This window comes from Stenotrophomonas sp. GbtcB23 (assembly GCF_019091045.1).
In the GTDB taxonomy this organism is placed as follows: domain Bacteria; phylum Pseudomonadota; class Gammaproteobacteria; order Xanthomonadales; family Xanthomonadaceae; genus Stenotrophomonas; species Stenotrophomonas rhizophila_A.
Genome location: NZ_JAGXKC010000008.1, coordinates 1 through 23,331 on the forward strand (window position 1 = coordinate 1; position 23,331 = coordinate 23,331).

The 23,331-nt window shown below is 67.2% G+C and carries 18 protein-coding genes; 5 read left to right on the forward strand and 13 right to left on the reverse strand.

What is annotated here, in order from left to right:
- The 4 genes from KVS69_RS05090 to hflK form a co-directional block, all read right to left on the reverse strand.
- Positions 1 to 453: transcriptional regulator (locus tag KVS69_RS05090; RefSeq protein ID WP_254622038.1), on the reverse strand; the 453-nt coding region annotated here is incomplete at its 3' end.
- A gap of 188 nt (positions 454 to 641) precedes the next feature.
- The gene (locus KVS69_RS05095) at positions 642 to 1,934 is read right to left on the reverse strand and encodes an adenylosuccinate synthase (protein WP_068853655.1); all 1,293 of its coding nucleotides are present in this window, start codon (positions 1,932 to 1,934) and stop codon (positions 642 to 644) included.
- A 218-nt stretch (positions 1,935 to 2,152) separates the two neighbouring features.
- Complete coding sequence (locus KVS69_RS05100; RefSeq protein ID WP_093532862.1) at positions 2,153 to 3,016, reverse strand: protease modulator HflC; 864 nt, start codon at positions 3,014 to 3,016, stop codon at positions 2,153 to 2,155.
- The gene (hflK, locus tag KVS69_RS05105) at positions 3,013 to 4,155 is read right to left on the reverse strand and encodes an FtsH protease activity modulator HflK (RefSeq protein WP_093532861.1); all 1,143 of its coding nucleotides are present in this window, start codon (positions 4,153 to 4,155) and stop codon (positions 3,013 to 3,015) included. The genes KVS69_RS05100 and hflK overlap by 4 nt, the downstream gene beginning before the upstream one ends.
- A 169-nt stretch (positions 4,156 to 4,324) precedes the next feature.
- Between hflK and KVS69_RS05110 the strand changes: the two genes are divergently transcribed.
- The gene (locus KVS69_RS05110; protein WP_217537382.1) at positions 4,325 to 5,320 is read left to right on the forward strand and encodes a YhdH/YhfP family quinone oxidoreductase; all 996 of its coding nucleotides are present in this window, start codon (positions 4,325 to 4,327) and stop codon (positions 5,318 to 5,320) included.
- An 89-nt stretch (positions 5,321 to 5,409) separates the two neighbouring features.
- Positions 5,410 to 5,793, forward strand: a complete 384-nt coding sequence (pilH, locus tag KVS69_RS05115; protein ID WP_068853659.1) for a twitching motility response regulator PilH — start codon at positions 5,410 to 5,412, stop codon at positions 5,791 to 5,793.
- Positions 5,794 to 5,862: 69 nt separating this feature from the next.
- On the opposite strand, the gene KVS69_RS05120 is transcribed toward pilH, so the two are convergent.
- On the reverse strand, positions 5,863 to 6,762 hold the full coding sequence (locus tag KVS69_RS05120; protein ID WP_093532859.1) for a DnaJ C-terminal domain-containing protein: 900 nt from the start codon (positions 6,760 to 6,762) through the stop codon (positions 5,863 to 5,865).
- A 221-nt stretch (positions 6,763 to 6,983) separates the two neighbouring features.
- Here KVS69_RS05120 and KVS69_RS05125 point away from each other — a divergent pair, with 221 nt between their 5' ends.
- From KVS69_RS05125 to KVS69_RS05135, 3 genes are all read left to right on the forward strand, one after another.
- Positions 6,984 to 7,466, forward strand: a complete 483-nt coding sequence (locus KVS69_RS05125) for a peroxiredoxin (RefSeq protein WP_068853661.1) — start codon at positions 6,984 to 6,986, stop codon at positions 7,464 to 7,466.
- Between the two features lie 33 nt (positions 7,467 to 7,499).
- On the forward strand, positions 7,500 to 8,102 hold the full coding sequence (locus KVS69_RS05130) for a ferritin-like domain-containing protein (RefSeq protein ID WP_068853662.1): 603 nt from the start codon (positions 7,500 to 7,502) through the stop codon (positions 8,100 to 8,102).
- A gap of 151 nt (positions 8,103 to 8,253) precedes the next feature.
- Entirely contained in the window at positions 8,254 to 9,045 is a 792-nt protein-coding gene (locus tag KVS69_RS05135) for a hypothetical protein (RefSeq protein WP_345776791.1), read from the forward strand.
- 3 nt (positions 9,046 to 9,048) lie between these two features.
- On the opposite strand, the gene pbpC is transcribed toward KVS69_RS05135, so the two are convergent.
- The 8 genes from pbpC to prpB form a co-directional block, all read right to left on the reverse strand.
- Positions 9,049 to 11,424, reverse strand: coding sequence for a penicillin-binding protein 1C (gene pbpC / locus KVS69_RS05140; RefSeq protein ID WP_217537383.1), 2,376 nt, complete (start codon positions 11,422 to 11,424; stop codon positions 9,049 to 9,051).
- Between the two features lie 52 nt (positions 11,425 to 11,476).
- Entirely contained in the window at positions 11,477 to 16,402 is a 4,926-nt protein-coding gene (locus KVS69_RS05145) for an alpha-2-macroglobulin (RefSeq protein WP_217537384.1), read from the reverse strand.
- 156 nt (positions 16,403 to 16,558) lie between these two features.
- Positions 16,559 to 17,749 (reverse strand): 2-methylaconitate cis-trans isomerase PrpF, encoded by a 1,191-nt coding sequence (gene prpF, locus KVS69_RS05150; protein WP_217537385.1) that lies wholly within the window; start codon positions 17,747 to 17,749, stop codon positions 16,559 to 16,561.
- Positions 17,746 to 18,069 carry a type II toxin-antitoxin system RelE/ParE family toxin gene (locus KVS69_RS05155; protein WP_095364394.1) on the reverse strand — a complete coding sequence of 108 codons (324 nt, stop codon included), beginning with the start codon at positions 18,067 to 18,069 and terminating at the stop codon, positions 17,746 to 17,748. Before KVS69_RS05155 ends, prpF begins: the two co-directional genes overlap by 4 nt.
- Entirely contained in the window at positions 18,066 to 18,314 is a 249-nt protein-coding gene (locus tag KVS69_RS05160; protein WP_217537386.1) for a type II toxin-antitoxin system ParD family antitoxin, read from the reverse strand. Before KVS69_RS05160 ends, KVS69_RS05155 begins: the two co-directional genes overlap by 4 nt.
- A 104-nt stretch (positions 18,315 to 18,418) precedes the next feature.
- Positions 18,419 to 21,034, reverse strand: a complete 2,616-nt coding sequence (gene acnD, locus KVS69_RS05165) for a Fe/S-dependent 2-methylisocitrate dehydratase AcnD (protein WP_217537387.1) — start codon at positions 21,032 to 21,034, stop codon at positions 18,419 to 18,421.
- Positions 21,035 to 21,110: 76 nt separating this feature from the next.
- A complete protein-coding gene (gene prpC / locus KVS69_RS05170; protein ID WP_217537388.1) occupies positions 21,111 to 22,268 on the reverse strand; it encodes a 2-methylcitrate synthase in 1,158 nt (385 codons plus the stop codon).
- Between the two features lie 28 nt (positions 22,269 to 22,296).
- Positions 22,297 to 23,196, reverse strand: a complete 900-nt coding sequence (prpB, locus tag KVS69_RS05175) for a methylisocitrate lyase (protein WP_068853669.1) — start codon at positions 23,194 to 23,196, stop codon at positions 22,297 to 22,299.
- Positions 23,197 to 23,331 lie beyond the last annotated feature (135 nt).

Below are 23,331 nucleotides of genomic sequence, written 5' to 3' on the forward strand. Positions count from 1 at the left end.
GATCGGGCGCCCGGGCGCTTGCTGCGGTGTCCGCAAGTGCTGCATGACATCCGCGTACCCCACTGCGTCGGATACGATCATCAGATCGATATCGCTTCGTGCAGTGTCGCTCTGCTTGGCGACGGAACCGTATACGAAAGCAACGAGGATGTCGTCTGCGATGGGAAGCAACGCGTCTATAAGTGGACCAGCCAATCCGACGGTCTTGCGGATCATCGAGACGAGCTCGTGGTAGATGGGCGCGTCAGGGTTGGCCTGATAGCGCTTCTGATTTCCCGAGCGACGGACGGTCAGCAGACCTGCAGCGGTGAGCTTTGCGAGTTCACGCTGGACGGCGCCGGAGCCACCTCCGGTAGCTGTAATCAGTTCCGAGACGGCAAAGTCCCGATTGGGTTGACCGAAAATCAAGCCCAGGATTCGTTGCTGGGTTTGGGTGAAAAGGGCATCGGCCAAGCCGGAGCGTGGCGGTGGAGCTGTGACGGAGGTGGCCTTGTTACCCATATTGGGCATATTAATGCCCAATATGGGTATGTTCAAGTGCGCCAAGTAAAACGCAGAAGCCCCGCTTTCGCGGGGCTTCTGGTTGCCAGGCAGGGCCTGGCACTACGCCGGATGATGTCTGGCGTGGCCGGGCGCCTGGATCAGGCGAACGGGTCCTGCAGGACCATGGTGTGGTCGCGGTCCGGGCCGGTGGAGACGATGCTGATCGGGCAACCGGCCAGCTCTTCCAGGGCACGCAGGTAGGCACGCGCGGCCGCGGGCAGCTTGTCCCACTCGGTGATGCCGTGGGTGTTCTCGTTCCAGCCCGGGAATTCCAGGTACACCGGGGTGCACTCTTCCCAGCCCTGCGCGTCCAGCGGTGCGTATTCGGTGCGCTTGCCACGGTATTCGTAGGCAATGCAGACCTTCAGCTTTTCCATGCCGTCCAGCACGTCCAGCTTGGTGATGCACAGGCCGCTGATGCCGTTGATGGCCACGGCGCGCTTGAGCGCGACGATGTCCATCCAGCCGCAACGACGCGGACGGCCGGTCGAGGCGCCGTATTCGGCACCGCGGTCGCGGATGCCCTGGCCGATCTCGTCGTCCAGCTCGGTCGGGAACGGACCGCCGCCGACGCGGGTGGCATACGCCTTGGCAATGCCCAGCACGTAGTCGATCGCATCGGCGCCGACGCCGGCACCGGCCAGCGCACCGCCCACGGTGGTGTTGGAGCTGGTGACGTACGGGTAGGTGCCGTGGTCGATGTCCAGCAGCGCGCCCTGCGCACCTTCAAACAGCACGCGCTTACCCTGCTTGCGCAGGTCGTGCAGGATGCCGGCCACGTCGGACTTCATCGGCTGGACGTACTCGCCGAAGGCCAGTGCTTCGTCATAGGTCTTCTGGAAGTCGACCGCGTCGGTCTTGAGGTAATTGGTCAGCACGAAGTTGTGGTAATCCAGCGCGGTGCGCAGGAGTTCTTCGAGCTGGGCCGGGTAATGCAGGTCGGCGATGCGGATGCCGCGACGCGCCACCTTGTCTTCATAGGCCGGGCCGATGCCACGGCCGGTGGTGCCGATCGCCTTGCCGCCGGCGGCGCGTTCGCGCGCCTGGTCCAGGGCGATGTGGTACGGCATGATCAGCGGCGCGGCCGGGGAGATCTTCAGGCGCGAACGCACTTCCACGCCGGAGGTTTCCAGCTCGGCGATTTCCTTCTGCAGCGCGGCCGGCGAAATCACCACGCCGTTGCCGATCAGGCACAGCGCGTCTTCACGCAGGATGCCCGACGGGATCAGGTGCAGTACGGTCTTCTTGCCATTGATGACAAGGGTGTGGCCGGCATTGTGGCCGCCCTGGAAACGCACTACGGCACCGATTTCCTCGGTGAGCAGATCGACGATCTTGCCCTTGCCTTCATCGCCCCACTGGGCACCAAGCACTACGACAGACTGACCCATGACGGGCTCCTCGAATTGTTGCGGCCATCGGGGCCGCGGACGGGTAAACCGTAGCAGGGCCGGCCGGCGCGGAAGTGACGGCTCCAATCGGGGAGCGGTCGGCGCAGGCAGGCCCAGACACGGAAAAAGCCGAACGGGGAGACCCGTCCGGCTTTTGTGCATTATCCGGGTTTCCGGGGTCGACCGCCACCCCGAAGGGGGGCGGATTCAACCGACGGTCAGCGGTCGTTCTTCATGTACTGCAGGAACGGGTCGTTCTTGTCCAGCACGATCACCCCGTTGCCGTCGGTCATGGAGTTCCGGTACGCCTCCAGGCTGCGGTAGAACGAGAAGAACGACGGATCGGCCGAGCCGGCCTGGCCGTAGATCCGGGCCGCTTCGGCGTCGCCGGCACCACGCAGGCGCTGGGCGTCGCGCTCGGCTTCGGCCACGATCACGGTGCTTTCGCGGTCGGCCTGGGCACGGATGGTGAGCGACTGCTCTTCACCCTCGGCCCGCAGCTTGGCCGCTTCCTGCTTGCGCTGGGCGCGCATGCGCTCGTAGACGTCATTGATCACCTGGCTGTCGGTCGGCAGGTCGATCTGCTTGATGCGCAGGTCGATGATCTGCATGCCCAGGCCCTTGACTGCCTCGTTGATGCCGGTCAGCTGGCCGGCAATCAATTCGCTGCGGTCGCCGGAGACCAGCTGCTGCAACGAACGCGAGTTGATCTGGTTGCGCAGCGAGTCGGTGATGATCGGCGCCAGGCGGGCATCGGCCACGCTGGCATCGCCGCCGGTGGCGCGGTAGTAGGCGCGCACGTCGGAGATGTAGCCAATGGCGAAGAAGTCGACGCTGACGTCCTTCTGCTCGGCGGTGAAGTAACGCGCCGGGGCGGTGGCCAGCACCTGGAAGCGACGGTCGAACACGCGCACCGTTTCCACCAGCGGCAGCTTGAAGTGCAGGCCCGGCTTGATGTCGGCACGGACCACCTTGCCCAGGTTCAGCACCATGGCGGTCTGGTCCTCACGGACCACGAACACCGAACCCAGCAGGCCCAGCAGGACAGCAACGGCCAGGCCAATCCAAAGCGGACTCTTCATCGGATGGCTCCTTCGCTACCGGTCGGTCGGGTGGTCGGGCGCGTGGTCGGGCGCTCGGCGTTGCGCACGCCGTCAACCGGAGTGCTGGCCGGCAGCGACGGCATCATCACTTCCGGGGTCACCAGCGGGGTGCCACTGGTGCCGGCGGCAGCGCCGGCACGGTTGTCGGGCATGGGCACGTAGATCAGCTGGCGGCCATCGCCGCCGATGACCTTGCGGTTCTCGGCCAGCACCTTCTCGACGGTTTCCAGCCACAGGCGCTTGCGGGTGACTTCCGGGGCGTCCTTGTACTGGGCCTGCAGCAGGCTGAAGCGCTCGGCGTCACCCTGCGCGCGGGCCACCACGGCCTGCTTGAAGCCTTCGGCGGTGGTGCGGGCGCGCGAGGCCTGGCCACGGGCTTCGGGCACGACCTTGGCCGCGTAGGCCTGGGCTTCGTTGATCAGGCGTTCCTTGACCTGCTGGGCACCGTTGACCTCGTCGAAGGCCGGCTTGACCTCTTCCGGCGGACGGGCATCGGGCAGGGTGAGCCCGGTCACGACCAGACCGGTACGGTAGGCCTTGAGCGCGGCCTGCAGGCGTTCCTGCGCGACCACGGCCAGCGGGCCACGGTTGTTGAGGACGGCGTTGAGGTCGGCACGGCCGACCTGCTCGCGCACCGCGCTCTGCGCGGACTGCTCCAGCACCTGGTCGGCCGACACCGAGCCGAACAGGTACAGGCGCGGATCGTCGATGCGGTACTGCACGTTGAGCGACACGCGCACGATGTTCTCGTCGCGGGTCAGCACCGGCACTTCGCTGCTGAAGGTTTTGATCTGGGTCGCGTTGACCTTGGTCACCGACTCGATCGGCCAGGGCAGCTTGAAGTTCGGGCCGGGCTGCAGGATGCGCGAGAACTGGCCGAAGCGCAGCACCACGCCGCGTTGCTGTTCGCCGATCAGCTGGAAGCTGGAGAACAACAGCAGCAGGACCACCGCCACCGCCACCCAACGCAGGATGCCGCCATCGAACAGGTCCTTGAGCGGTCCGGGCAACCCGCCCCAACCACCACCACCGCCGCCACCGCGCGGACCAAACGGCCCTCGTCGATTCTCGTCGGAACCCTGTCCGCCCTTGTTGCCGCCGGGTGTATTCCAGGCCATGCACGCTCCATCAGTAAAGGTTGCCTGCGGGCCAGTCCCGCACCGTCAACCGTTCAATCCTGTCCGATTCTACTAGATGGGGCTGACCGACAGGATTGGAAGGGGCAACCCGGCGCAGGGCGCGATTCATCACGGTAAGGTGGAGCCCCCCATTCTGCAGGCCCCCCCCATGGCGATCCCCGAGCGGTTCACCGCCTTCCGCATCCACCAGGACGAGCAGGGCCACCACAGCGGCCTGGAGCCGATCGGCCTGGCCCAGCTCAACCCGGGCGAGGTGGTGGTGCGCGCCGACTGGTCGTCGGTGAACTACAAGGATGCCCTGGCCGGCACCGGCAAGGGGCGCATCCTGCGCCGCTTCCCGCTGGTGGGCGGGATCGACGTGGCCGGCACGGTGGTGGCCTCGACCGACCCGGCCTGGCGCGAGGGCGATGCGGTGCTGGCCACCGGCTGCGGGCTCAGCGAGACCCGCGATGGCGGTTACAGCCAGTATGTCCGGCTGGCGTCCAGCGCGGTCATCGCACGCCCCGCCGGCCTGGGCGCGCGCGAAGCAATGGTGATCGGCACCGCCGGTTTCACCGCGGCGCTGGCTCTGCTCCGGATGCTCGACAACCGGCTCACCCCGGCCCACGGCCCGCTGGCGGTGACCGGTGCGACCGGCGGGGTCGGTTCGCTCGCGGTGGATATCTTCAGCCGGGCCGGGTTCGAGGTGCACGCGATCAGCGGCAAGGCCGATCAGGCCGATTACCTGCGGGGGCTGGGCGCGCGCGAGGTGCTGCCGCGCGACAGCCTGGCCACGGACAAGCCGATGGCGTCCGCCCGCTTCGGGGGTGGCCTGGACAATGCCGGCGGGCCGATGCTGGCCGGCCTGCTGGCCCAGACCGTGCCCTACGGCAGCGTGGTCAGCGCGGGCCTGGCCGCCAGTCCGGCGCTGGACATGACGGTGATGCCCTTCATCATCCGCGGCGTGTCGCTGCTGGGCGTGTCGTCGTCTTCGGCCCCGCGTGCGCTGCGCGAGCTGGTCTGGGAGCGACTGGGCGGCGACTGGAAGCCGCGCCACCTGGACGCGATCTGCACTGGCGAGATCGCCTTGGACGCATTGCCGGCCGCGTTCGAGCGGATGCTGGCCGGCGGCGCGCTGGGCCGCACCGTGGTGCGGATCGACTGAGCGTTGCAGCTGGGCGACGGACGGCGCGGCGGACGCTTCTCTCTGACACGGGCGCGGCCCTACACTGCGGGCATCACTTGGGGAACAACATGGCACGCATTCTGATCGTCGACGATTCACAGTTGCAGCAGGTCGCAATCAAACGCATCGTCGAGAAGCTGGGGCACGAGACGTTGACCGCCGTGGATGGCGCCGACGGGGTGGAAGTGGCCAAGGCCGAGCTGCCCGACCTGGTCCTGATGGATGTGGTGATGCCCAACCTCAACGGGTTCCAGGCCACCCGCACCCTTGCGCGCGATGCCACCACCAAGCACATTCCCGTGATCCTGGTGACCACCAAGGACCAGGACACCGACCGCATGTGGGGCATGCGCCAGGGTGCCAAGGCCTACATCACCAAGCCGTTCTCCGAAGACGAGCTGTCCGAAGTGCTGGAACGGGTCTTCAGCGGGCAGCAGCCGCCTTCGGCATGATGTGAGTGCGTACCGACCAACGGTCGGTACCTACCCGTTGTGGATACCGACCGCTGGTCGGTACGCCGGCTAGATCTTTTCGCCGAACGCCTTGGCCAGCGCCTTGTAGGCCTTCTTCTGCGCCTCATCGGTCGGCACCGGGGCGATGATCTCGATTTCCACGATCTGGTCGCCGTCCGGGTTGCCCGGCAGGCCGCGGCCACGCAGGCGCAACTTGCGCCCGGCATCCGAGCCGGCCGGCACCTTGAGCTCGACCGCACCGCCCAGCGTGGGGACGCTGATCGACGTGCCCAGCGCGGCCTGCCACGGGGTGACATCCAGCGTGTACAGGATGTTGCGGCCGTCGACCTCGAACTGCGGATGCGCGGCGTATTCCACTTCCAGCAGCAGGTTGCCGCCGTTGGTGCCCTGCCCGGTCAGCCGGATCACCTGGCCCGGACGGATGCCCTTGGGCACGCGCACGTCCAGCTGCTTGCCGTTGACGGTAATGCGCAGACTGTCACCGCCGTAGGCCGCTTCCAGCGGTACCGACAGCTTGGCGCGGGTGTCGCGGACCGGCTGCGGGCCGGCGCCGGCGCCGCCAAAGCCACTGGCGCGGCCAGCCCCGCCGCCGCCGCGCTGGCGGGCGAACAGGCTTTCGAAGAAGTCGCTGAAGCCACCGCCACCGGCGCCGCCGCCGAACACTTCCTCGAAATCGAAGCCCTGGGCGCCGCCATAGTTCGGCGGGGCATGGAACTCCTCGCCCGGCCGGTAGCCCTGGGCCTTGAGCTGGTCATAGGCCGCGCGCTTCTGCGGATCGCGCAGCGCCTCATAGGCCTCGTTGACCGCCTTGAACTTCTCTTCCGCGCCGGTTTCCTTGCTCACGTCCGGGTGGTACTTGCGCGCCAGCCGGCGGTAGGCGGTCTTGATTTCGGCATCGCCCGCGCTGGGTTCCACACCCAGCGTGGCGTAGTAATCCTTGAATTCCATCCATACACCTCGAATAAGTTCGGCCGCCCGCGCCGGCGGGGGCCATGCCGGCAATTCTAGCGGCTGGCCGCCCCGCTGCCGTGATCGAACGAATGATCCTGCGCAATGCAGTCGCCACGGGCGTCGGCTACGGTCGATATGGGAATGAACAGGCTTGTTTCAACGTTTTGACGCCGCCCTCCCACGCCCCTCACTACCCTGCCCTTGACCCAGGAGCTCCCATGACCATCCACGTTGGCGACCGCATTCCCGAAGTCACCCTCAAGCGCATCCGCGAGGGCATGGAGACGCTGGACACCCATGCCCTGTTCGATGGCCGCAAGGCGGTGCTGTTCGCGGTGCCCGGCGCGTTTACCCCGACCTGCTCGGCCCGCCACCTGCCCGGTTATGTCGAGCATTTCGCCGATTTCCGCCACCGCGGCATCGACGTGTTCTGCATGGCGGTCAACGACCCGTTCGTGATGAAGGCCTGGGGCGAAAGCCAGCAGGTCCCCGACGGGCTGCAGCTGCTGTCCGATGGCAACGGCGATTTCACCCGCGCGCTCGGCCTGGAACTGGATGCCAGCAGTTCCGGCATGGGCATGCGCTCGCGCCGCTTCGCGCTGTACGTGGAAGACGGCGTGGTCCGCAACACCTTCATCGAAGAGCCCGGCAAGTTCGAGGTCTCTTCGGCGCAGTACGTGCTGGAGCACCTGCCCAGCTGATCCCCCTCCCGCAACAAAGGAACCCGGCCAGCCATGTCAAAGCCAGCCAAGCAGCACCCGAAACCCTCCTCCAACGACAGCACGCCCCAGCCCGCCAGCCGTCCGCCGGGCATCAGCGACACGGCCACCCTGCGCGCCAAGGCCCGCAAGGACATCGAAGATGGCGCCATTACCGACAGCTACACCGCCGACCGCGAAGCGGTGATCAAGCTGCTCAACGATGCGCTTGCCACCGAATACGTGTGCGTGCTGCGCTACTACCGCCATTACTTCATGGCCAAGGGCATGCTGGCCGATGCGGTCAAGGGCGAATTCCTCGAGCACGCGCAGCAGGAACAGGCGCATGCCGGCAAGCTGGCCGAGCGCATCGTGCAGCTGGGCGGCGAACCCGACCTCAACCCCGACACGCTGACCCGACGCTCCCATGCCGAGTACAAGGAAGGCAAGGACCTTCGCGACATGGTCCGCGAGAACCTGATCGCCGAACGCATCGCCATCGACAGCTATCGGGAAATGATCAACTTCGTGGGCGACAAGGACACCACCACCAAGCGGATCCTCGAGGAAATCCTGGCGCAGGAAGAAGAACACGCCGATGAGTTCGCGGACCTGCTCGAGGGTTGGATCGGCGAATGATCGCCGTACCGACCAACGGTCGGTACCTACCAGATACGCATGCATGATCGGTAGGTGCCGACCGTTGGTCGGTACCGTGCAATGAATCGGCAATGCGTCGGCCATGGCACGGTGGTAAGGTCGCCCACGTCCTCCTTGCATGGAATGCATCGTGACCATTGCCCGCCGTTCTGCCCCGCTTGTGCTTGCCCTGCTGGCTTCTGCCGGGGCCTTCGCGCAGCCCGCCCCCGCGGCGGGCGAGCGCTCGCCGCCTTCCCCGCACTGCCTGGATGCACGCGGTGTGCGCCAGGTCGAGCAGGCCACCCCTGCGGCCATCGCCGTGCTGGGCGCCAATGGCCAGCCCTATCGGCTGGAGTTCACCGATGCCTGCCCCGGAGTTAACGAGGCCGAACAGGTCCGGCTGGACGCACCCGATGGCTGGGCCTGTGGCAGTGCCGGTGAGCGCCTGGTGGTCGACGGCCGCACCTGCGCGGTGGCGGCGGTCGGGCTGATGGACAACCGCAGCTTCGCCGAAGCCGCCCGCGAGAGCAGCCGCCAGTACGCGGCGACCCTGCCGACAGTCAATGTGACGGCCAGATCAGCGCGCAGCAGCCGGGCCCAGGCCTTCCAGGGTTCGCCCGAGTTCTGCTTCGCCACCCGCAACGTGCGCGGCTGGAGCGAAGATCCCAAGGGCGTGGTGGTGGAAACCAATCCGAACAAGAACGGCGGTCATCGCTACTACCACCTGGAGCTGGGCAGCAGCTGCAGCATCCTGGAGGGCGCCACCGCCGTGGACTTCCAGTCCGGTTTCCAGAACGGGTTGATCTGCGGCAACCCGGGCGACCGCATCGTCATGGCCGACAATGGCCTGGTCAACGACGGCGAGGGCGGCGATCAACGCGCCCACACCCCACGCTTCGCCCGCCCCGGCTGTTCGGTATTGGCCGTCTACCCCCGGGAATGACGGTTACCGGAGGATCCGGAACCGCACCTGGGTCCAGGCACCATCGGCGGCGAGCGCGGTGAGGGTGTGCTCGCCGGCTTCGTCGAAATCCCGCTGGAAGCTGCGCGCGCCTTCGCTGCGCGCGATCCAGCGGTCATCCAGCAACCAGTCCACCGCGTGCTCACTGCCCAGCGCACGCAGCTGCAGGCGCACACCGTGTTCGGCATTGGGAGCGCGTGCGAGCGTTGCGCGGTCGTTGAGGCCCTCGATATGCAGGCTGCCCGCACTGCTGCGGCCATCATCGCGGCAATCCGGCGACAGCGCCGGCAGCTGCGCGGCCTGGCGCTGGGCCAGTGGCAGCCACGGCGACACCAGCGCCGGCCACCGCGCTATTTCACGGCGCTGGGCCTCGTGCGGTTCGCTGCATTCCGGTGACAGCCGCAGGCCGGTGCGTGCGTCCACGTCGAAGGCCTGTCGCCCTGCCTGCCACAGCCGCGCATCGCGTTCGGCGAACGTGGGCGGTACCACATCATCGAGCAGGTAGGCCTGCAGGCGTCGCTGACACAGTGCCGGCGGCGTGGCCTCGGCGCGCTCGCCGGTCGGCCAGCATACCTCGGCCTGGGTGACGTTGGCGGGCAGTGGCGCGGCGGAGGCGTCACCGCGCTGGCGCGGCAGGCTGTCCACCACTTCGAACATCAGCGGCAATGCGGTCACCGCGCCGTACTGGCCCGGCAACGGCGTGCCGTCCGGTCGCCCCACCCACACGCCCACGGTGTAGTGGCGGGTGGTGCCGATCGCCCAGGCATCGCGATAGCCGTAGCTGGTGCCGGTTTTCCAGGCCACGCGCGGGCGCCCGGTCACGTCGAACGTACCGGCGCCATAGCCCGGGCGCGGGTTGGATTCAAGTACTTCGCGGGTGATCCATGCGGCGCCCGGTGACATCAGCCGCCGTTCGATCACGGCATCACCGGGCGTGTAGCGCACGCGGCCGGCGATGCCGTTGCGGTTGAACGCGGCAAACGTGCCAACCAGATCCTCCAGCCGCGCACCGGTGCCGCCCAGGATCAGCGACAGGTTCGGCGCGCTGCCGTGCGGGAAGCGCAGGGTGATGCCGGCATGCGACAGGCGTGCGGCGAAACGTGCCGACCCGACCCGGTCCAGCAGGTCCACCGCCGGTACGTTGAGCGACAACCGCAACGCGGTAGCGGCGCTCACCGGGCCATTGAACGCTGCATCGAAGTTGCCGGGGCGATACCCGGCAAAACTCTGCGGCGCATCCACCATCAGGCTTTCGGAATGGATCAGGCCGTCGTCGATGGCCATGCCATACAGGAACGGCTTGAGCGTGGAGCCCGGCGAACGCCAGGCCTGGACCATGTCCACGTGACCCAGCCGCTGTCTGTCACCGAACGCCACCGACCCGACGTAGGCGCGCGCCTCCAGCGTGCGGTTGTCCACCACCAGCAGGGCCGCCGAGGTGCGTTCGGGCAGCTGCGAGAAATACGACGCCACGCGCTCTTCCAGGGTGCGCTGCAGCCCGCTGTCCAGCGTGCTCTGGATGCGCGCGGCGCGCGGCTGCGCGGCATGCAGGCGCTGTGCCAGCAGCGCCGCATGCAGCGGCGGCTGCAGCGCGCGGGTCACCACCGCTTCGATACGGGCGTCGTCCACTTCCTCGCGTGTCCATACCCCGAGCGCCACCATGCGCTCAAGCACCTTGTCGCGCGCAGCCTGTGCCGCCTCCGGGTGGCGGTCCGGGCGCAGCCGGCTGGGCGACTGCGGCAACACCGCCAGCAGCGCGGCTTCGGCATGCGACAGCTGCGCTGCCGGCTTGCCCAGGTACGCCCAGCTGGCCGCTTCCACGCCTTCGATGGTGCCGCCGTAGGGTGCGCGCTCGAGGTACAACGCCAGGATCTGCGCCTTGTCCAGGTGCAGTTCCAGCTGCACCGCGCGCAGCAGCTGCTTGGCCTTGCCCCACGGGGTGCGCGTGTGCGGGTCGAGGATGCGGGCCACCTGCATGGTGAGGGTGGAGCCACCGGACACGATCCGCCGTTCCAGCAGCCACTGCTTGCCGGCGCGCAGCAGCGCCCAGGGGTTGACCCCGGGGTGCCGCCAGAACCAACGGTCTTCGTAGTTCAGCAGGGCCTGCAGGTACAGCGGCGACACGCTGCTGGCGGAGGCCGGGTAACGCCACACGCCATCGGCGTCGGCAAACGCGCGCAGCGGCGTGCCGTCGCCGGCCACCACCAGCGTGCTGGTATCGCGCTGCCGGGGCAACGGCGGCGGGAACGCCAGGTCCAGCACCAGCAGCAGAGCCAGCAGCGCGGCCGTGCCCCAGCGCAGCACCGGCCACAGCCAGGGACGCCAGCGGTTCCAGTGCAGTCGGGAGCGAAGGGTCGTCATTGCAGTACGGCCGGCATCGCGGGCCCCGGCGTCGGCCGGGGCCCGCCCTGGGTCACGGCTGGACCACCGTCAGCGTGGTCGGGTTGCTGCGCCCCACCCCGCGCAGGTCGGGCCGGTACATGTCCTCGACCAGCGGCGGGGGCACCGTGTAGGTGCCGGGGGTGACCGCACGCACCAGGTAGAACACCTTGGCGGTGCTGCCACGCGAGAGCTTGAGCGCGGCCACGTAGCGGTCGTCGCGGAACTCCTCATGGCGCAGCGTGGCCGCCTCGCCACGGTCTTCCACGCGCAGTCCATCGACCACCACGTCGGCCCACTGCTTGGCATCGCCCAGGTTGAAGTTCTCGATCTCCAGCCCGGCCGGCAGCAGGTCGGTCAGCAGCGCATCGGGCATGTCCACGTTCGGGGTGACGCTGACCCGCACGATCAGTGCTTCGCCTTCCTTCAATGCACGCGGGGTCCACGGCTTGCCGTCGGTGGTGAACCAGCTGCGTTCCACGCCAAGGGTGCGGCTGTCCGGTTCCGGCGCGGTGCGCGGAATGCCGGCCACTTCCAGGCTGGAGAACATCGGCGGCTCGCCCTTGGGGCTGAACCGCACGCCCTTGGCCAGTGCGGCGTAGTCGAAACTGCGGCCGAACATGCGGCGCGCGGCGATCGCTTCCACTTCGCTCCCGACGGCCAGCTCGCCGGATACCTGCCTGGCCTGGTTGGCCGCCAGCGCCTTGCCCAGGCGCGCGATGGCCACCTGTTCCTGCGTGCTCAGCCACATCCAGCCGTTGTTGCGGCGGGCATCCAGCGCGCGGCCCAGTTCCACCGCGCGTGCGTCGTAGGCCGGCTTGGACAGCTTGCGCTCGTGCAGCAGCGCGATCATCAACGCATCGTCGCGCACCGCGCTGCCGTAATCGCCGAAGTACTGCGGGCGCTCGCTGCTGGGCTTGGCGAAACCGGCCGCAATGGCCGCATCGCCCCGCTTGTGGTCACCCTGCAGCGACAGCGCGATACCCAGGTGGACCAGCGACAGGCCGGTGAGCGACTTGCTGCGTTCGTTGTCGTACAGCGCGCGCAGGGTACCCAGCGGGGCCCGGTTGACCCGCGCCAGCACGTAGCCCGAATACGCCTGGTTGGCGAATTTCAGGTTCTCGCGGCGGTCCTCGCCGTAGAACTGGTTGCCGCCGGACAGCAGGTCCTCGCTGAGCCGGTTGAGCGCCTTCTGCAGCACGCCGTCGGGCACGGCGAAGCCGGCGTCCTTGGCATCGAGCAGGAACTCGGCGATGTACGGGGTCAGCCACGGATTGACGTAGCCGTCGTCTCCCCACATCGAGAAGTTGCCGTTGGCTACCTGCATCGACGCCAGGCGGCCGAACGCGCCTTCCATGCGTTCGCGGCGGGTCTTGGCATCCAGCCCATCGGCACCGAGCATGGCCGAGGTGGCTTCATCCAGCATCAGTGCGGCGTAGCCCTTGCTGGTGGTCTGCTCGGCGCAGCCATACGGATACTTCAGCGCACCGTCGAGCGCACTGGCGAAGGGAATCGGCGGCAGCGCGCTGACCAGCATGCGCGCGGTGACCGAATCGCTCATCAGGCCATCGGCCAGGCCGGCGCCCAGCTCCACGTCGGCCAGCGGGTCCAGCGTACGGGTCTGCGCGCGCAGCACCTGCGGCCACGCCGCGCGTACCGGCAGGTCATAGCGGCGGTCGACCTTGAAGCCGTTGCCTTCCACCCGCACCCGCACCTTGGCCACCGTGTAGCCCTCGCGCGCCACCAGCGGGAAGCTGAGCATGCTCTTGGCATCGGCGTTGAGCTTGAGCGTCCGGCTGGGCTCGCCGAGGGTCAGCGGGCCGATCCCATCGACCTGCACGTTGAACTCGCCCGGTTTGCCGGTGAAGTTCTGCACGTCCAGGGTGACCGTGCTGCGGTCGCCCGGGGCCAGCACGCGCGGCATGCTGGCTTCGGCCAGGATCGGTGCACGCACCACGGTTTCCACGTCGCGCTTGCCGTACTGGTCATCGGCGTAGACCAGCGCGGAGACGCGCAGGGTGCCGTTGAAATCCGGCACCTTCAATGCGATCCGGGCAATGCCCTTGGCATCCAGTTTCACCGGGCCGGAGAACAGGTCCACGGTCTGCACGCGCGCGGTGGGGCGCTTGGCCTGCGGCAACGCGGCCAAGGCCATGTCACCACCGAACTTCAGTTTGCCGCTGCTGCCATCGAAGCTTTCGATCACCCGGCTGTAGATGTCGTAGGCATCCACGCCAAGGCGACGCTGGGCGAAGAAGTGGCCGGCCGCGTCAGGCACCGGGAAGCGCGTGATGTTGAGGATGCCCACGTCCACCGCCGACACCGTGACATGCGCCAGCTTGCCCGCCAGCTGCGGCGCGCTCACCGTCACCGGCAGGGTCTGCTCCGGCCGCATCTGCTTGGGCGCGGACAGGCCGACCGCGATCTGGCGTGCCTTGCGGTCCATCGGCACGTGCACCACGCCGACCGCGCGGGCCGGGGTGATCTTGCTCGGCGCACTGCCACCGCGGAACACCAGCGCGGTGATGTAGACATCGTGGCGCTCCCACTCGGCGGTGACCGGAATGTCGAAGGTGCTGCCCGGCTTGGCGTCGATCTCCTGCACGTACAGCATCTTGTCGCTTTCAACCATCAGCACGCCCTTGCCGGCATGCGGCGGGGTGACGGTGACGCGGACCTTGTCGCCGGCCTTGTAGCCGGTCTTGTCCAGGCCCAGCTTGATCTTGTCCGGGCGTGCATCCAGGCCGCGGTTTTCGTCGTTCCAGCTCCAGCCGGCGTGGAACGGGTAACGGCTGGTCAGCCCGGTGGCCGGGTCGAACACATCCAGGCGGTACTCGCCCCATTCCACCGGGAAGTCCACGCCCACCGCCGCGCTGCCGGCGTCCAGGGTGCGGCTTTCCTTGTTCTCGAAGCGGCGGCTGAAGTCGTAATCCCAACGGTTGTCGTTGAAGGTCCAGTGGTAATCACGCAGCTCGCGCACCAGGGTAACCTTCAGGCCCTTGCCGGGCTGCGGCTTGCCGGCCGCATCCACGCGCAGGACTTCAAAGCGCGCGTTGCTGTTCGCATCGGCGCCGTCTTCGGGGTTGAACAGCGGGCGCACGCCGACCAGCACCGGAGCCGGCCACAGCACCCGCTTCAGGGTGCGGCTGACCGTGCGGCCGCCGGTTTCATACACGCTGCCCGACAGCACCACCGCCACCGGCGCGCTGGCCTTGACCTCGGCCGGCAGCTCCACGTCCTGGCGCAGCGTGCCGTCGGCGGGGAACTCGGTATCGATCACATCGCGCGCTTCGCGCGGCAGCTCCAGGGTCGGGTCGCCGAAGAAGTAGCCCGGCAGCGATTCCACCGGCGACTGCTCGGCCGCCACCGCCAGGCGCGCGGTGAAGCGGTTGCCATCGGCCGGCGCACCGTACAGGTAGGCCGCATCGGCCTGCAGCTTGAGCGGCTCGCCCGGCTTGAGGGTCTTCTGCGGACTGTCCAGGTCCAGCTTCATGCGCTCGGGCAGGAACTCCTCGATGCGCAGGGTCATGCCCTGGATCGCCTCCTTGCTGGCCGGGTTGGTGCGGAACTCCACCTGCCAGCGCCCGGTCGGCGCTTCCACCGGGATGGTCTGTTCGAAGCTCAGGTAGCCCTGCTCGCCCGGTTGCAGGCGGGTTTCGCGGAAGGTCTTGCCGTCAGGCTGCTTCAGGCGCAGGAACACCGGCTGCCCGCCCTTGCCAGGGCCGCTGACCGGCTTACCGTCGTTGTCGCGCAGCAGCGCGGAAATGCGCACGGTTTCGCCGGGGCGGTACAAATCGCGGCCGGACCAGGCGAACACGTCGAACCACGCGTTGTCCCGGCCGGACACGGCAAACTCGCTCAGGTCCAGCGCCGGCTGGTTGAACGGCAGCATCGAGGTATCCGCACCACTGCTGGCAATCAGCACATGGCCCGCATCCAGGGTGTAGTTGAGCAGCGCGTTGCCGTTGCCGTCGGTGCTGCCCTTGAGCACCACCTCGCCCTTGGCGTCGATGATGCGCAGGTCGATCTTCTTCAGCGCCGCGCCGCTCTGCAGCGAGGCGGTGTGCACGAACAGGGTGTCCTTGTAGGCGCGGGTGTGCAGGCCGATGTCGCTGACGGTGAAGAAGGCGGTGTCGAACTCGCTGTCGAACGAGCCGCTGCGCTTCATCACCGCGAAGTACAGGCCCGGCTCCTGCAGTTCCTTGATGTCCTGGGTGGGGAGGTAGGTCAGCACGCGCTCGTTCTGCTTGCCGCCCAGCACGAAGCGGTTGACGTAGACCGGCTCGGCCAGCTGCGACATCGGGGTCTTGTCGCCGTATTCGCTGTCCAGTTCCCAGCTGCCACGGCGGCCGCCGCGCTGGTACTGGCTGAAGAAGCTGGACAGTTCCTTGTCGCGCACGCGCAGGAACTCCACGTCCACTTCCTTCACGTTGACCGACACCACCGGCAGGCCGCGGCTTTCGCGCGCCGGCAGCACGCTGCCCTGCGAGGCGAAGCCAGCCACCGGCTTGAGCTCGCCACTGAAGACCTTCTGGCGCAGCTCCTTGCCGATGCGGCTGCCGTCGGCGGCCAGCAGGTCCGGCGAGACGATCAGGGTGTACTCCTTGGCCGCCTCGACGAACGGGTAGCGCAGGGTCTTGCCGTCGTCGGACAGGGTCCAGCTGCTGTCCTCGGTGCCGACCTTTTCGCCGAAGCGGACCAGCTTGTCGAAGTCCTGGGTGCCGACCAGCGGCCGCGAGAACTCGAGGGCCAGCGAAAGCCCATCACTCTTCTGGTCGGGGAAGGCGCGTACCAGGGTGAACTCGCTGACGGCTTCGGCCTTGGCGGCAATCGGCGCGCCCGACGGCGTGGGCAGCTGGCCGCTGTCGTTGCGCTTGCAGCCGCCGATCCCCAGTGCCAGGCCGGCGACCAGCGCCATCCCCAGGATTCCTTTCCAGCCCCACCGCCCGACCGTTGCCATATGTCGCTCCTTGAACAAGGGCTTCATTATGCACCCGGGCGTTACGGGCTGCCTGGACACGCATGGCGTGTCCCTACGCGACCCAGGGCATGCACGCAGTGCGCGAATCGGCGTAGCGACACGCCATGCGTGTCCCAGGTGGCGCGTACCGGGCGGTCAGACGGTCCCGGCGGGGACCCTTACCGCGCCTTCCATCAGCACCCGTGCGCTGCGACTCATGATCGCCTTGGTCACGGTCCACTGGCCATCGACCTGCGCCGCCTCCGCGCCCACACGCAGGGTTCCCGATGGATGCCCGAACGTCACCGCGCCGCGCTCGCCCCCGCCAGCCGCCAGGTTCACCAGCGTGCCCGGAATGGCGGCAGCCGTGCCGATGGCCACCGCCGCGGTGCCCATCATGGCGTGGTGCAGCTTGCCCATCGACAGCGCGCGGGCATGCAGGTCGATGTCGCCCGCCGCGATCTGCCTGCCACTGGAGGACACGTAGTCCTGCGCCGGGGCGACGAACGCAACCTTGGGCGTGTGCTGGCGGGTGGCAGCCTGGTCGATGCTGTCGATCAGGCCCATGCGCACCGCGCCGTGTGCGCGGATCGCCTCGAACCGGGCCAGCGCGGCCTTGTCCTCGTTGATCGCCGGCTGCAGCTCGGTACCGGTGTAGCCCAGGTCCGCCGCGTTGAGGAAGATGGTGGGAATGCCAGCGGTGATCATCGTCACCTGGAAGCGGCCCACGCCGGGCACGTCCAGCGTGTCGACCAGGTTGCCGGTGGGAAACATCGAATCGCCCTCGCCTTCGCCATCGTCGGACGGATCGAGGAACTCCAGCGCGATCTCAGCGGCCGGGAAGGTCACCCCGTCCAGTTCGAAGTCGCCGATCTCCTGCACCTGCCCGTCCACTATCGGCACGTGGGCCAGGATGGTCTTGCCGATGTTGGCCTGCCAGATCCGCACCGTGCAGATGCCATTGCGCGGAACGCGGGTCGGATCGATGAAACCGTTGCTGATCGCGAACGGTCCCACGGCGGTGCTGAGGTTGCCGCAGTTGCCGCTCCAGTCCACGAACGCGGTGTCGATGGAGACCTGCCCGTAGAGGTAATCCACATCATGGTCGGGCACCGATGGCGCCGAAATGATCACGCATTTGCTGGTGCTGGACGTCGCCCCGCCCATGCCGTCGGTGTGCTTGCCATAGGGATCGGGCGAACCGATCACGCGCATCAGCAGCGCATCACGCGCCGGACCTGGGACCTGCGCGGCAAAAGGCAGGTCCTGCTGGCGGAAGAACACACCCTTGCTGGTGCCACCGCGCATGTAGGTGGCGGGAATGCGGAGTTGGGGAAGATAGGTCATTGCGTATCCAATAAGGCATCAAGGCCGCGACGTGCATTCCAGATCCTGACGACACGGATGTGGTCGGCCAATGCTATGTAGTAGATGAGGTAGTCATCAAAACGACGAATGGGAAGGAAGCGCAGCGATCCTTCAGGAAGGTCCAGCACACCATCGTGTCGGGTCGAGCCTGCTTCCGGGTGCCGCTCCAACAGTTCAACGGCTGCCTGAAGGGCATCGATGAAAGCCAGTTCCAGCGCCGTTCCGCCTGCGCCGGCAAACCACTGGGCCGCCTCGTCGGCGTCCTGGAGCGCGCGTGGATACCAACGGGAGGGCTTCATTTCCCGCTGCGCTCCTTGGCCCGCTCTCGCATGCGATTGAAATGATCGGCTTCCAGCAGCTCTGCGGTTCCTGAGGCAAGGCCCTCTGCAACCAACTTGCGGAGCAGGTCTTCCGATTTGCTCCGCTGACGCTGGCGGATCAGGTCACGCACGTAGTCGGAGGTACTGGAGTAGCCGCCTTCGCTGACTTCTTCGTCGACAAACTGCTTGAGCGGGTCACTGAGCGAGATGTTCATCGTGGCCATGGGGGCCTCCTATGGCAATTCTTGCCATGGATGGTGCGCCTACAGCCACACCGCTGCAAGCGCACCCCCATTCATCCTTCAGCTTCGGTCGGACCGACAGGATTTCACGCCACCTGCGAGGATTCCAGGAAGTCCTGCGCAAAACGCTGCAATACCCCGCCCGCTTCGTAGATCGAGACTTCTTCCGCGGTGTCCAGGCGGCAGGTGACCGGCACCCGCAGCTGTTCGCCGTCACGGCGGTTGATCACCAGGGTCAGTTCGGCGCGCGGCACGCGCTCACCGACCACGTCGAAGGTTTCGGTACCGTCGATACCCAGCGACAGCCGGTTCACGCCAGGCTTGAACTCCAGCGGGAGTACGCCCATGCCGATCAGGTTGGTGCGATGGATGCGTTCGAAACCCTCAGCGGCGATGGCTTCCACGCCGGCCAGGCGCACGCCCTTGGCGGCCCAGTCGCGCGAGCTGCCCTGGCCGTAATCGGCACCGGCAATGATGATCAACGGCTGCTTGCGCTCCATATAGGTTTCGATCGCCTCCCACATGCGGGTGACCTTGCCTTCCGGCTCGATGCGCGCCAGCGAACCCTGCTTGACCTGGCCATCGACCACGGCCATTTCATTGATCAGCTTCGGGTTGGCGAAGGTGGCACGCTGCGCGGTGAGGTGGTCGCCGCGGTGGGTCGCGTAGGAATTGAAGTCCTCCTCGGGCAGGCCCATCTTCGCCAGGTACTCACCGGCGGCGCTGCTGGCCAGGATCGCATTGGACGGCGACAGGTGGTCGGTGGTGATGTTGTCGCCCAGCACCGCCAGCGCGCGCATGCCGGTCAGCCCGCGCTCGCCGGCCAACGCGCCCTCCCAGTACGGCGGGCGGCGGATGTAGGTGCTCTGCGGGCGCCAGTCGTACAGCGGGCTGATCGGCGCGCCGTGTTCGACCTTGAAGGTGAACATCGGCTCATAGACCTGGCGGAACTGTTCCGGCTTGACGCTGGCAGCCACCACCGCGTCGATCTCGGCATCGCTCGGCCACAGGTCCTTCAGGGTGATCGCGCTGCCGTCGTCGCGGAAGCCCAGCGCATCCTTTTCGATATCGAAGCGCACCGTGCCGGCAATGGCGTAGGCCACCACCAGCGGCGGCGAGGCCAGGAACGCCTGCTTGGCATACGGATGGATGCGTCCGTCGAAGTTGCGGTTGCCCGACAGCACGGCGGTGGCGTACAGATCGCGGTCGATCACTTCCTGCTGGATCTTCGGATCCAGCGCACCGCTCATGCCGTTGCAGGTGGTGCAGGCAAACCCGACGATGCCGAAGCCCATCTGTTCGAGGTCGCCGATCAGACCGGCCTCTTCCAGGTACAGCTGGACGGCCTTGGAACCGGGCGCCAGCGAGCTCTTCACCCACGGCTTGCGGCTCAGCCCGGCACGGTTGGCGTTGCGCGCCAGCAACGCGGCGGCAATCACGTTGCGCGGGTTGCTGGTGTTGGTGCAGCTGGTAATGGCCGCGATGATCACCGCGCCGTCAGGCATCAGCCCCTGCTCCTGCTCGAGCTTGCCGGAGGCCAGCTTGGCTTCGTCGGCAATGCCGCGCGCGGCCAGTTCGCTGGTGGCCACGCGCTTGTGCGGGTTGGACGGGCCGGCCATGTTGCGCACCACGCTGGACAGGTCGAACTTCAGCACGCGCTCGTAGCGCACCTGGCCCAGGTCGTCCGACCACAGGCCGGTCACCTTGGCGTAGGTTTCCACCAGCTGCACCTGGGCCTCTTCGCGGCCGGTCAGGCGCAGGTAGTCCAGGGTCTGCTGGTCGATGGAGAACATCGCCGCCGTGGCGCCGAACTCCGGGGTCATGTTGGAAATGGTGGCGCGGTCGCCGATGGTCAGCGCGGTGGCGCCTTCACCGTAGAACTCGATCCACGCCCCCACCACGCGCTCCTTGCGCAGGAACTCGGTCAGCGCCAGCACCAGGTCGGTACAGGTGATGCCCGGCTGCGGGCGACCAGTCAGCTCGACACCAATGATGTCCGGCAGACGCATCCACGAGGCGCGGCCGAGCATGACGTTCTCCGCTTCCAGGCCGCCCACGCCGATGGCGATCACGCCCAGCGCGTCCACGTGCGGGGTGTGGCTGTCGGTGCCCACGCAGGTATCGGGGAAGGCCACGCCATCGCGCACCTGGATCACCGGCGACATCTTCTCCAGGTTGATCTGGTGCATGATCCCGTTGCCTGGCGGAATCACATCGACGTTCTTGAACGCCTTCTTGGTCCAGTTGATGAAGTGGAAGCGGTCTTCGTTGCGGCGGTCCTCGACGGCGCGGTTCTTCTCGAACGCGGCCTTGTCGAAGCCCGGGTATTCCACCGCCAGCGAGTGATCCACGATCAGCTGGGTGGGCACCACCGGGTTGATCTGGGCCGGATCGCCACCGGCATCGGCAATGGCGTCGCGCAGGCCGGCCAGGTCGACCAGCGCGGTCTGGCCGAGGATGTCATGGCACACCACGCGGGCCGGGTACCACGGGAAATCCAGGTCCTGGCGGCGCTCGATCAGCTGCCGCAGCGAGGCCTCCAGGGTGGTCGGGTCACAGCGACGCACCAGGTTTTCCGCCAGCACGCGCGAGGTGTACGGCAGCGTGGCATAGGCACCCGGGGCAATCGCATCGACTGCGGCGCGGGTATCGAAATAGTCCAGCGCGGTGCCGGGCAGGGTCTTGCGGTAATCAGTGTTCATGGCTGGCGGTAGCTGCTTCTGTTTGGCGGGCCGTGCGGGAAATGCGGAAAGGCCGGCCCGTGGGCCGGCCCTTCGTTCAGCGGCGCTGGTCGATCGGCACGAAGGCCTGGTCTTCCGGGCCGGTGTAGTTGGCGCTGGGGCGGATGATCTTGCCGTCGATGCGCTGTTCGATCACGTGCGCGCTCCAGCCCGAGGTGCGGGCGATCACGAACAACGGGGTGAACATCGCGGTCGGCACGCCCATCATGTGGTAGCTGACGGCGCTGAACCAGTCCAGGTTGGGGAACATCTTCTTGATGTCCCACATCACCGATTCCAGGCGCTCGGCGATGTCGTACATCTTCAGGTTCTGCTGCTCGCTCGAGAGCTCGCGGGCCACGTCCTTGATCACGTTGTTGCGCGGATCACTGACGGTGTAGACCGGATGGCCGAAGCCGATCACCACTTCCTTGCGCTCGACGCGGGCCTTGATGTCGACCTCGGCTTCGTCCGGCGAGTCGTAGCGCTTCTGCACTTCGAACGCCACTTCATTGGCGCCGCCGTGCTTCGGCCCGCGCAGCGCACCGATGCCGCCGGTGATGCAGCTGTACATGTCGCTGCCGGTGCCGGCGATGACGCGGCAGGTGAACGTCGAGGCGTTGAACTCGTGCTCGGCGTACAGGATCAGCGACGTGTGCATCGCCTTCACCCACGAATCCTGCGGCTTCTCGCCGTGCAGCAGGTGCAGGAAGTGGCCACCGATGGAATCGTCGTCGGTCTCCACGTCGATCGCGCGGCCGTTGTGGCTCCAGTGGTACCAGTACAGCAGCATCGAGCCCAGGCAAGCCATCAGCTTGTCGGCGATGTCGCGGGCACCGGGGTGGTTGTGGTCGTCCTTCTCCGGCGACACGCAGCCCAGCACGGAAACGCCGGTGCGCATCACGTCCATCGGGTGCGCCGACGGCGGCAGTTCTTCCAGCGCGGCCTTGACCGCGGCCGGGATGCCGCGCAGCGACTTCAGCTTGGCCTTGTAGGCGACCAGCTCGGCGCGGGTGGGCAGCTTGCCGTGCACCAGCAGATGGGCGATTTCCTCGAACTCGCTGGTGTTGGCCAGGTCCAGGATGTCATAGCCGCGGTAATGCAGGTCGTTGCCGCTGCGGCCGACGGTGCACAGGGCGGTGTTGCCGGCGGCGGTGCCCGACAGGGCGACGGACTTCTTCGGCTTGAAGCCGGGGGCGGTGGTTGCTTCGCTCATGATCCCTCCAGAAAACAATGGTGCGACGTTACTTCTTGGCGGCGAACAGCGCATCGAGCTGCTGCTCGAAGGCGTGGTAGCCGATACGGTCGTACAGTTCCTCGCGCGTCTGCATGCTGTCCACCACGTTCTTCTGGTGGCCGTCGCGGCGAATGGTCTCATACACGTTCTCGGCGGCCTTGTTGGCCGCACGGAACGCCGACAGCGGGAACAGCTGGATGGCCACGCCGGCCGAGGCCAGTTCATCGCGGCTGAACAGCGGGGTCTTTCCGAATTCGGTGATGTTGGCCAGTACCGGCACCTTCACTGCGTCCACGAAGCGGCGGTAGGTGGCCAGGTCGTAGGCGGCCTCGGCGAAGATGCCGTCGGCACCGGCCTCCACGCAGGCGATGGCGCGCTCGATCGCCGCATCCACGCCGTCCACCTGGATGGCGTCGGTGCGCGCGATCAGGAAGAAGTCCGGATCGGTCTTGGCATCGGCGGCTGCCTTGACCCGGTCCACCATCTCGCCCTGGGTGACGATTTCCTTGCCCGGCCGATGCCCGCAGCGCTTGGCGCCGACCTGGTCTTCGATATGGCAGGCGGCTGCGCCGGCCTTGATCAGCGATTTGACCGTACGCGCGATGTTGAACGCGCTGGGGCCAAAGCCGGTGTCGATGTCGACCATCAGCGGCAGGTCGCACACATCGGTGATGCGGCGCACGTCGATCAGCACATCTTCCAGGGTGTTGATGCCCAGGTCGGGCAGGCCGAGAGAGCCGGCCGCGACGCCGCCGCCGGACAGGTAGATCGCACGGTAGCCAGCGCGCTGCGCCAGCAGTGCGTGGTTCGCGTTGATAGCCCCGATCACCTGCAGCGGCGATTCGGCGGCCAGCGCGGCGCGGAAACGGGCGCCGGCGGAGGAAACAGGGGTGCTCATGGGCAACATTCCATCGTGGTTGTCGGGTAACAGGCGCAAGGCGCGTGCCAACTCGCAAGTGATTGATTCCACTGGCTTGGCTGCTGTAACGACTTGTTTCACTTTGAAACATTGAAACGGATGTAACATGGATGGAACTGAAAC

What these genes read in the sequence shown, in the direction of transcription:
- KVS69_RS05095 (WP_068853655.1), bottom strand. Translation starts at nt 1,934, where the DNA reads ATGGGTCAGTCTGTCGTAGTGCTTGGTGCCCAGTGGGGCGATGAAGGC.
- KVS69_RS05100 (WP_093532862.1), bottom strand. Translation starts at nt 3,016, where the DNA reads ATGAAGAGTCCGCTTTGGATTGGCCTGGCCGTTGCTGTCCTGCTGGGC.
- hflK (WP_093532861.1), bottom strand. Translation starts at nt 4,155, where the DNA reads ATGGCCTGGAATACACCCGGCGGCAACAAGGGCGGACAGGGTTCCGAC.
- KVS69_RS05110 (WP_217537382.1), top strand. Translation starts at nt 4,325, where the DNA reads ATGGCGATCCCCGAGCGGTTCACCGCCTTCCGCATCCACCAGGACGAG.
- pilH (WP_068853659.1), top strand. Translation starts at nt 5,410, where the DNA reads ATGGCACGCATTCTGATCGTCGACGATTCACAGTTGCAGCAGGTCGCA.
- KVS69_RS05120 (WP_093532859.1), bottom strand. Translation starts at nt 6,762, where the DNA reads ATGGAATTCAAGGATTACTACGCCACGCTGGGTGTGGAACCCAGCGCG.
- KVS69_RS05125 (WP_068853661.1), top strand. Translation starts at nt 6,984, where the DNA reads ATGACCATCCACGTTGGCGACCGCATTCCCGAAGTCACCCTCAAGCGC.
- KVS69_RS05130 (WP_068853662.1), top strand. Translation starts at nt 7,500, where the DNA reads ATGTCAAAGCCAGCCAAGCAGCACCCGAAACCCTCCTCCAACGACAGC.
- pbpC (WP_217537383.1), bottom strand. Translation starts at nt 11,424, where the DNA reads ATGACGACCCTTCGCTCCCGACTGCACTGGAACCGCTGGCGTCCCTGG.
- KVS69_RS05145 (WP_217537384.1), bottom strand. Translation starts at nt 16,402, where the DNA reads ATGGCAACGGTCGGGCGGTGGGGCTGGAAAGGAATCCTGGGGATGGCG.
- prpF (WP_217537385.1), bottom strand. Translation starts at nt 17,749, where the DNA reads ATGACCTATCTTCCCCAACTCCGCATTCCCGCCACCTACATGCGCGGT.
- KVS69_RS05155 (WP_095364394.1), bottom strand. Translation starts at nt 18,069, where the DNA reads ATGAAGCCCTCCCGTTGGTATCCACGCGCGCTCCAGGACGCCGACGAG.
- KVS69_RS05160 (WP_217537386.1), bottom strand. Translation starts at nt 18,314, where the DNA reads ATGGCCACGATGAACATCTCGCTCAGTGACCCGCTCAAGCAGTTTGTC.
- acnD (WP_217537387.1), bottom strand. Translation starts at nt 21,034, where the DNA reads ATGAACACTGATTACCGCAAGACCCTGCCCGGCACCGCGCTGGACTAT.
- prpC (WP_217537388.1), bottom strand. Translation starts at nt 22,268, where the DNA reads ATGAGCGAAGCAACCACCGCCCCCGGCTTCAAGCCGAAGAAGTCCGTC.
- prpB (WP_068853669.1), bottom strand. Translation starts at nt 23,196, where the DNA reads ATGTTGCCCATGAGCACCCCTGTTTCCTCCGCCGGCGCCCGTTTCCGC.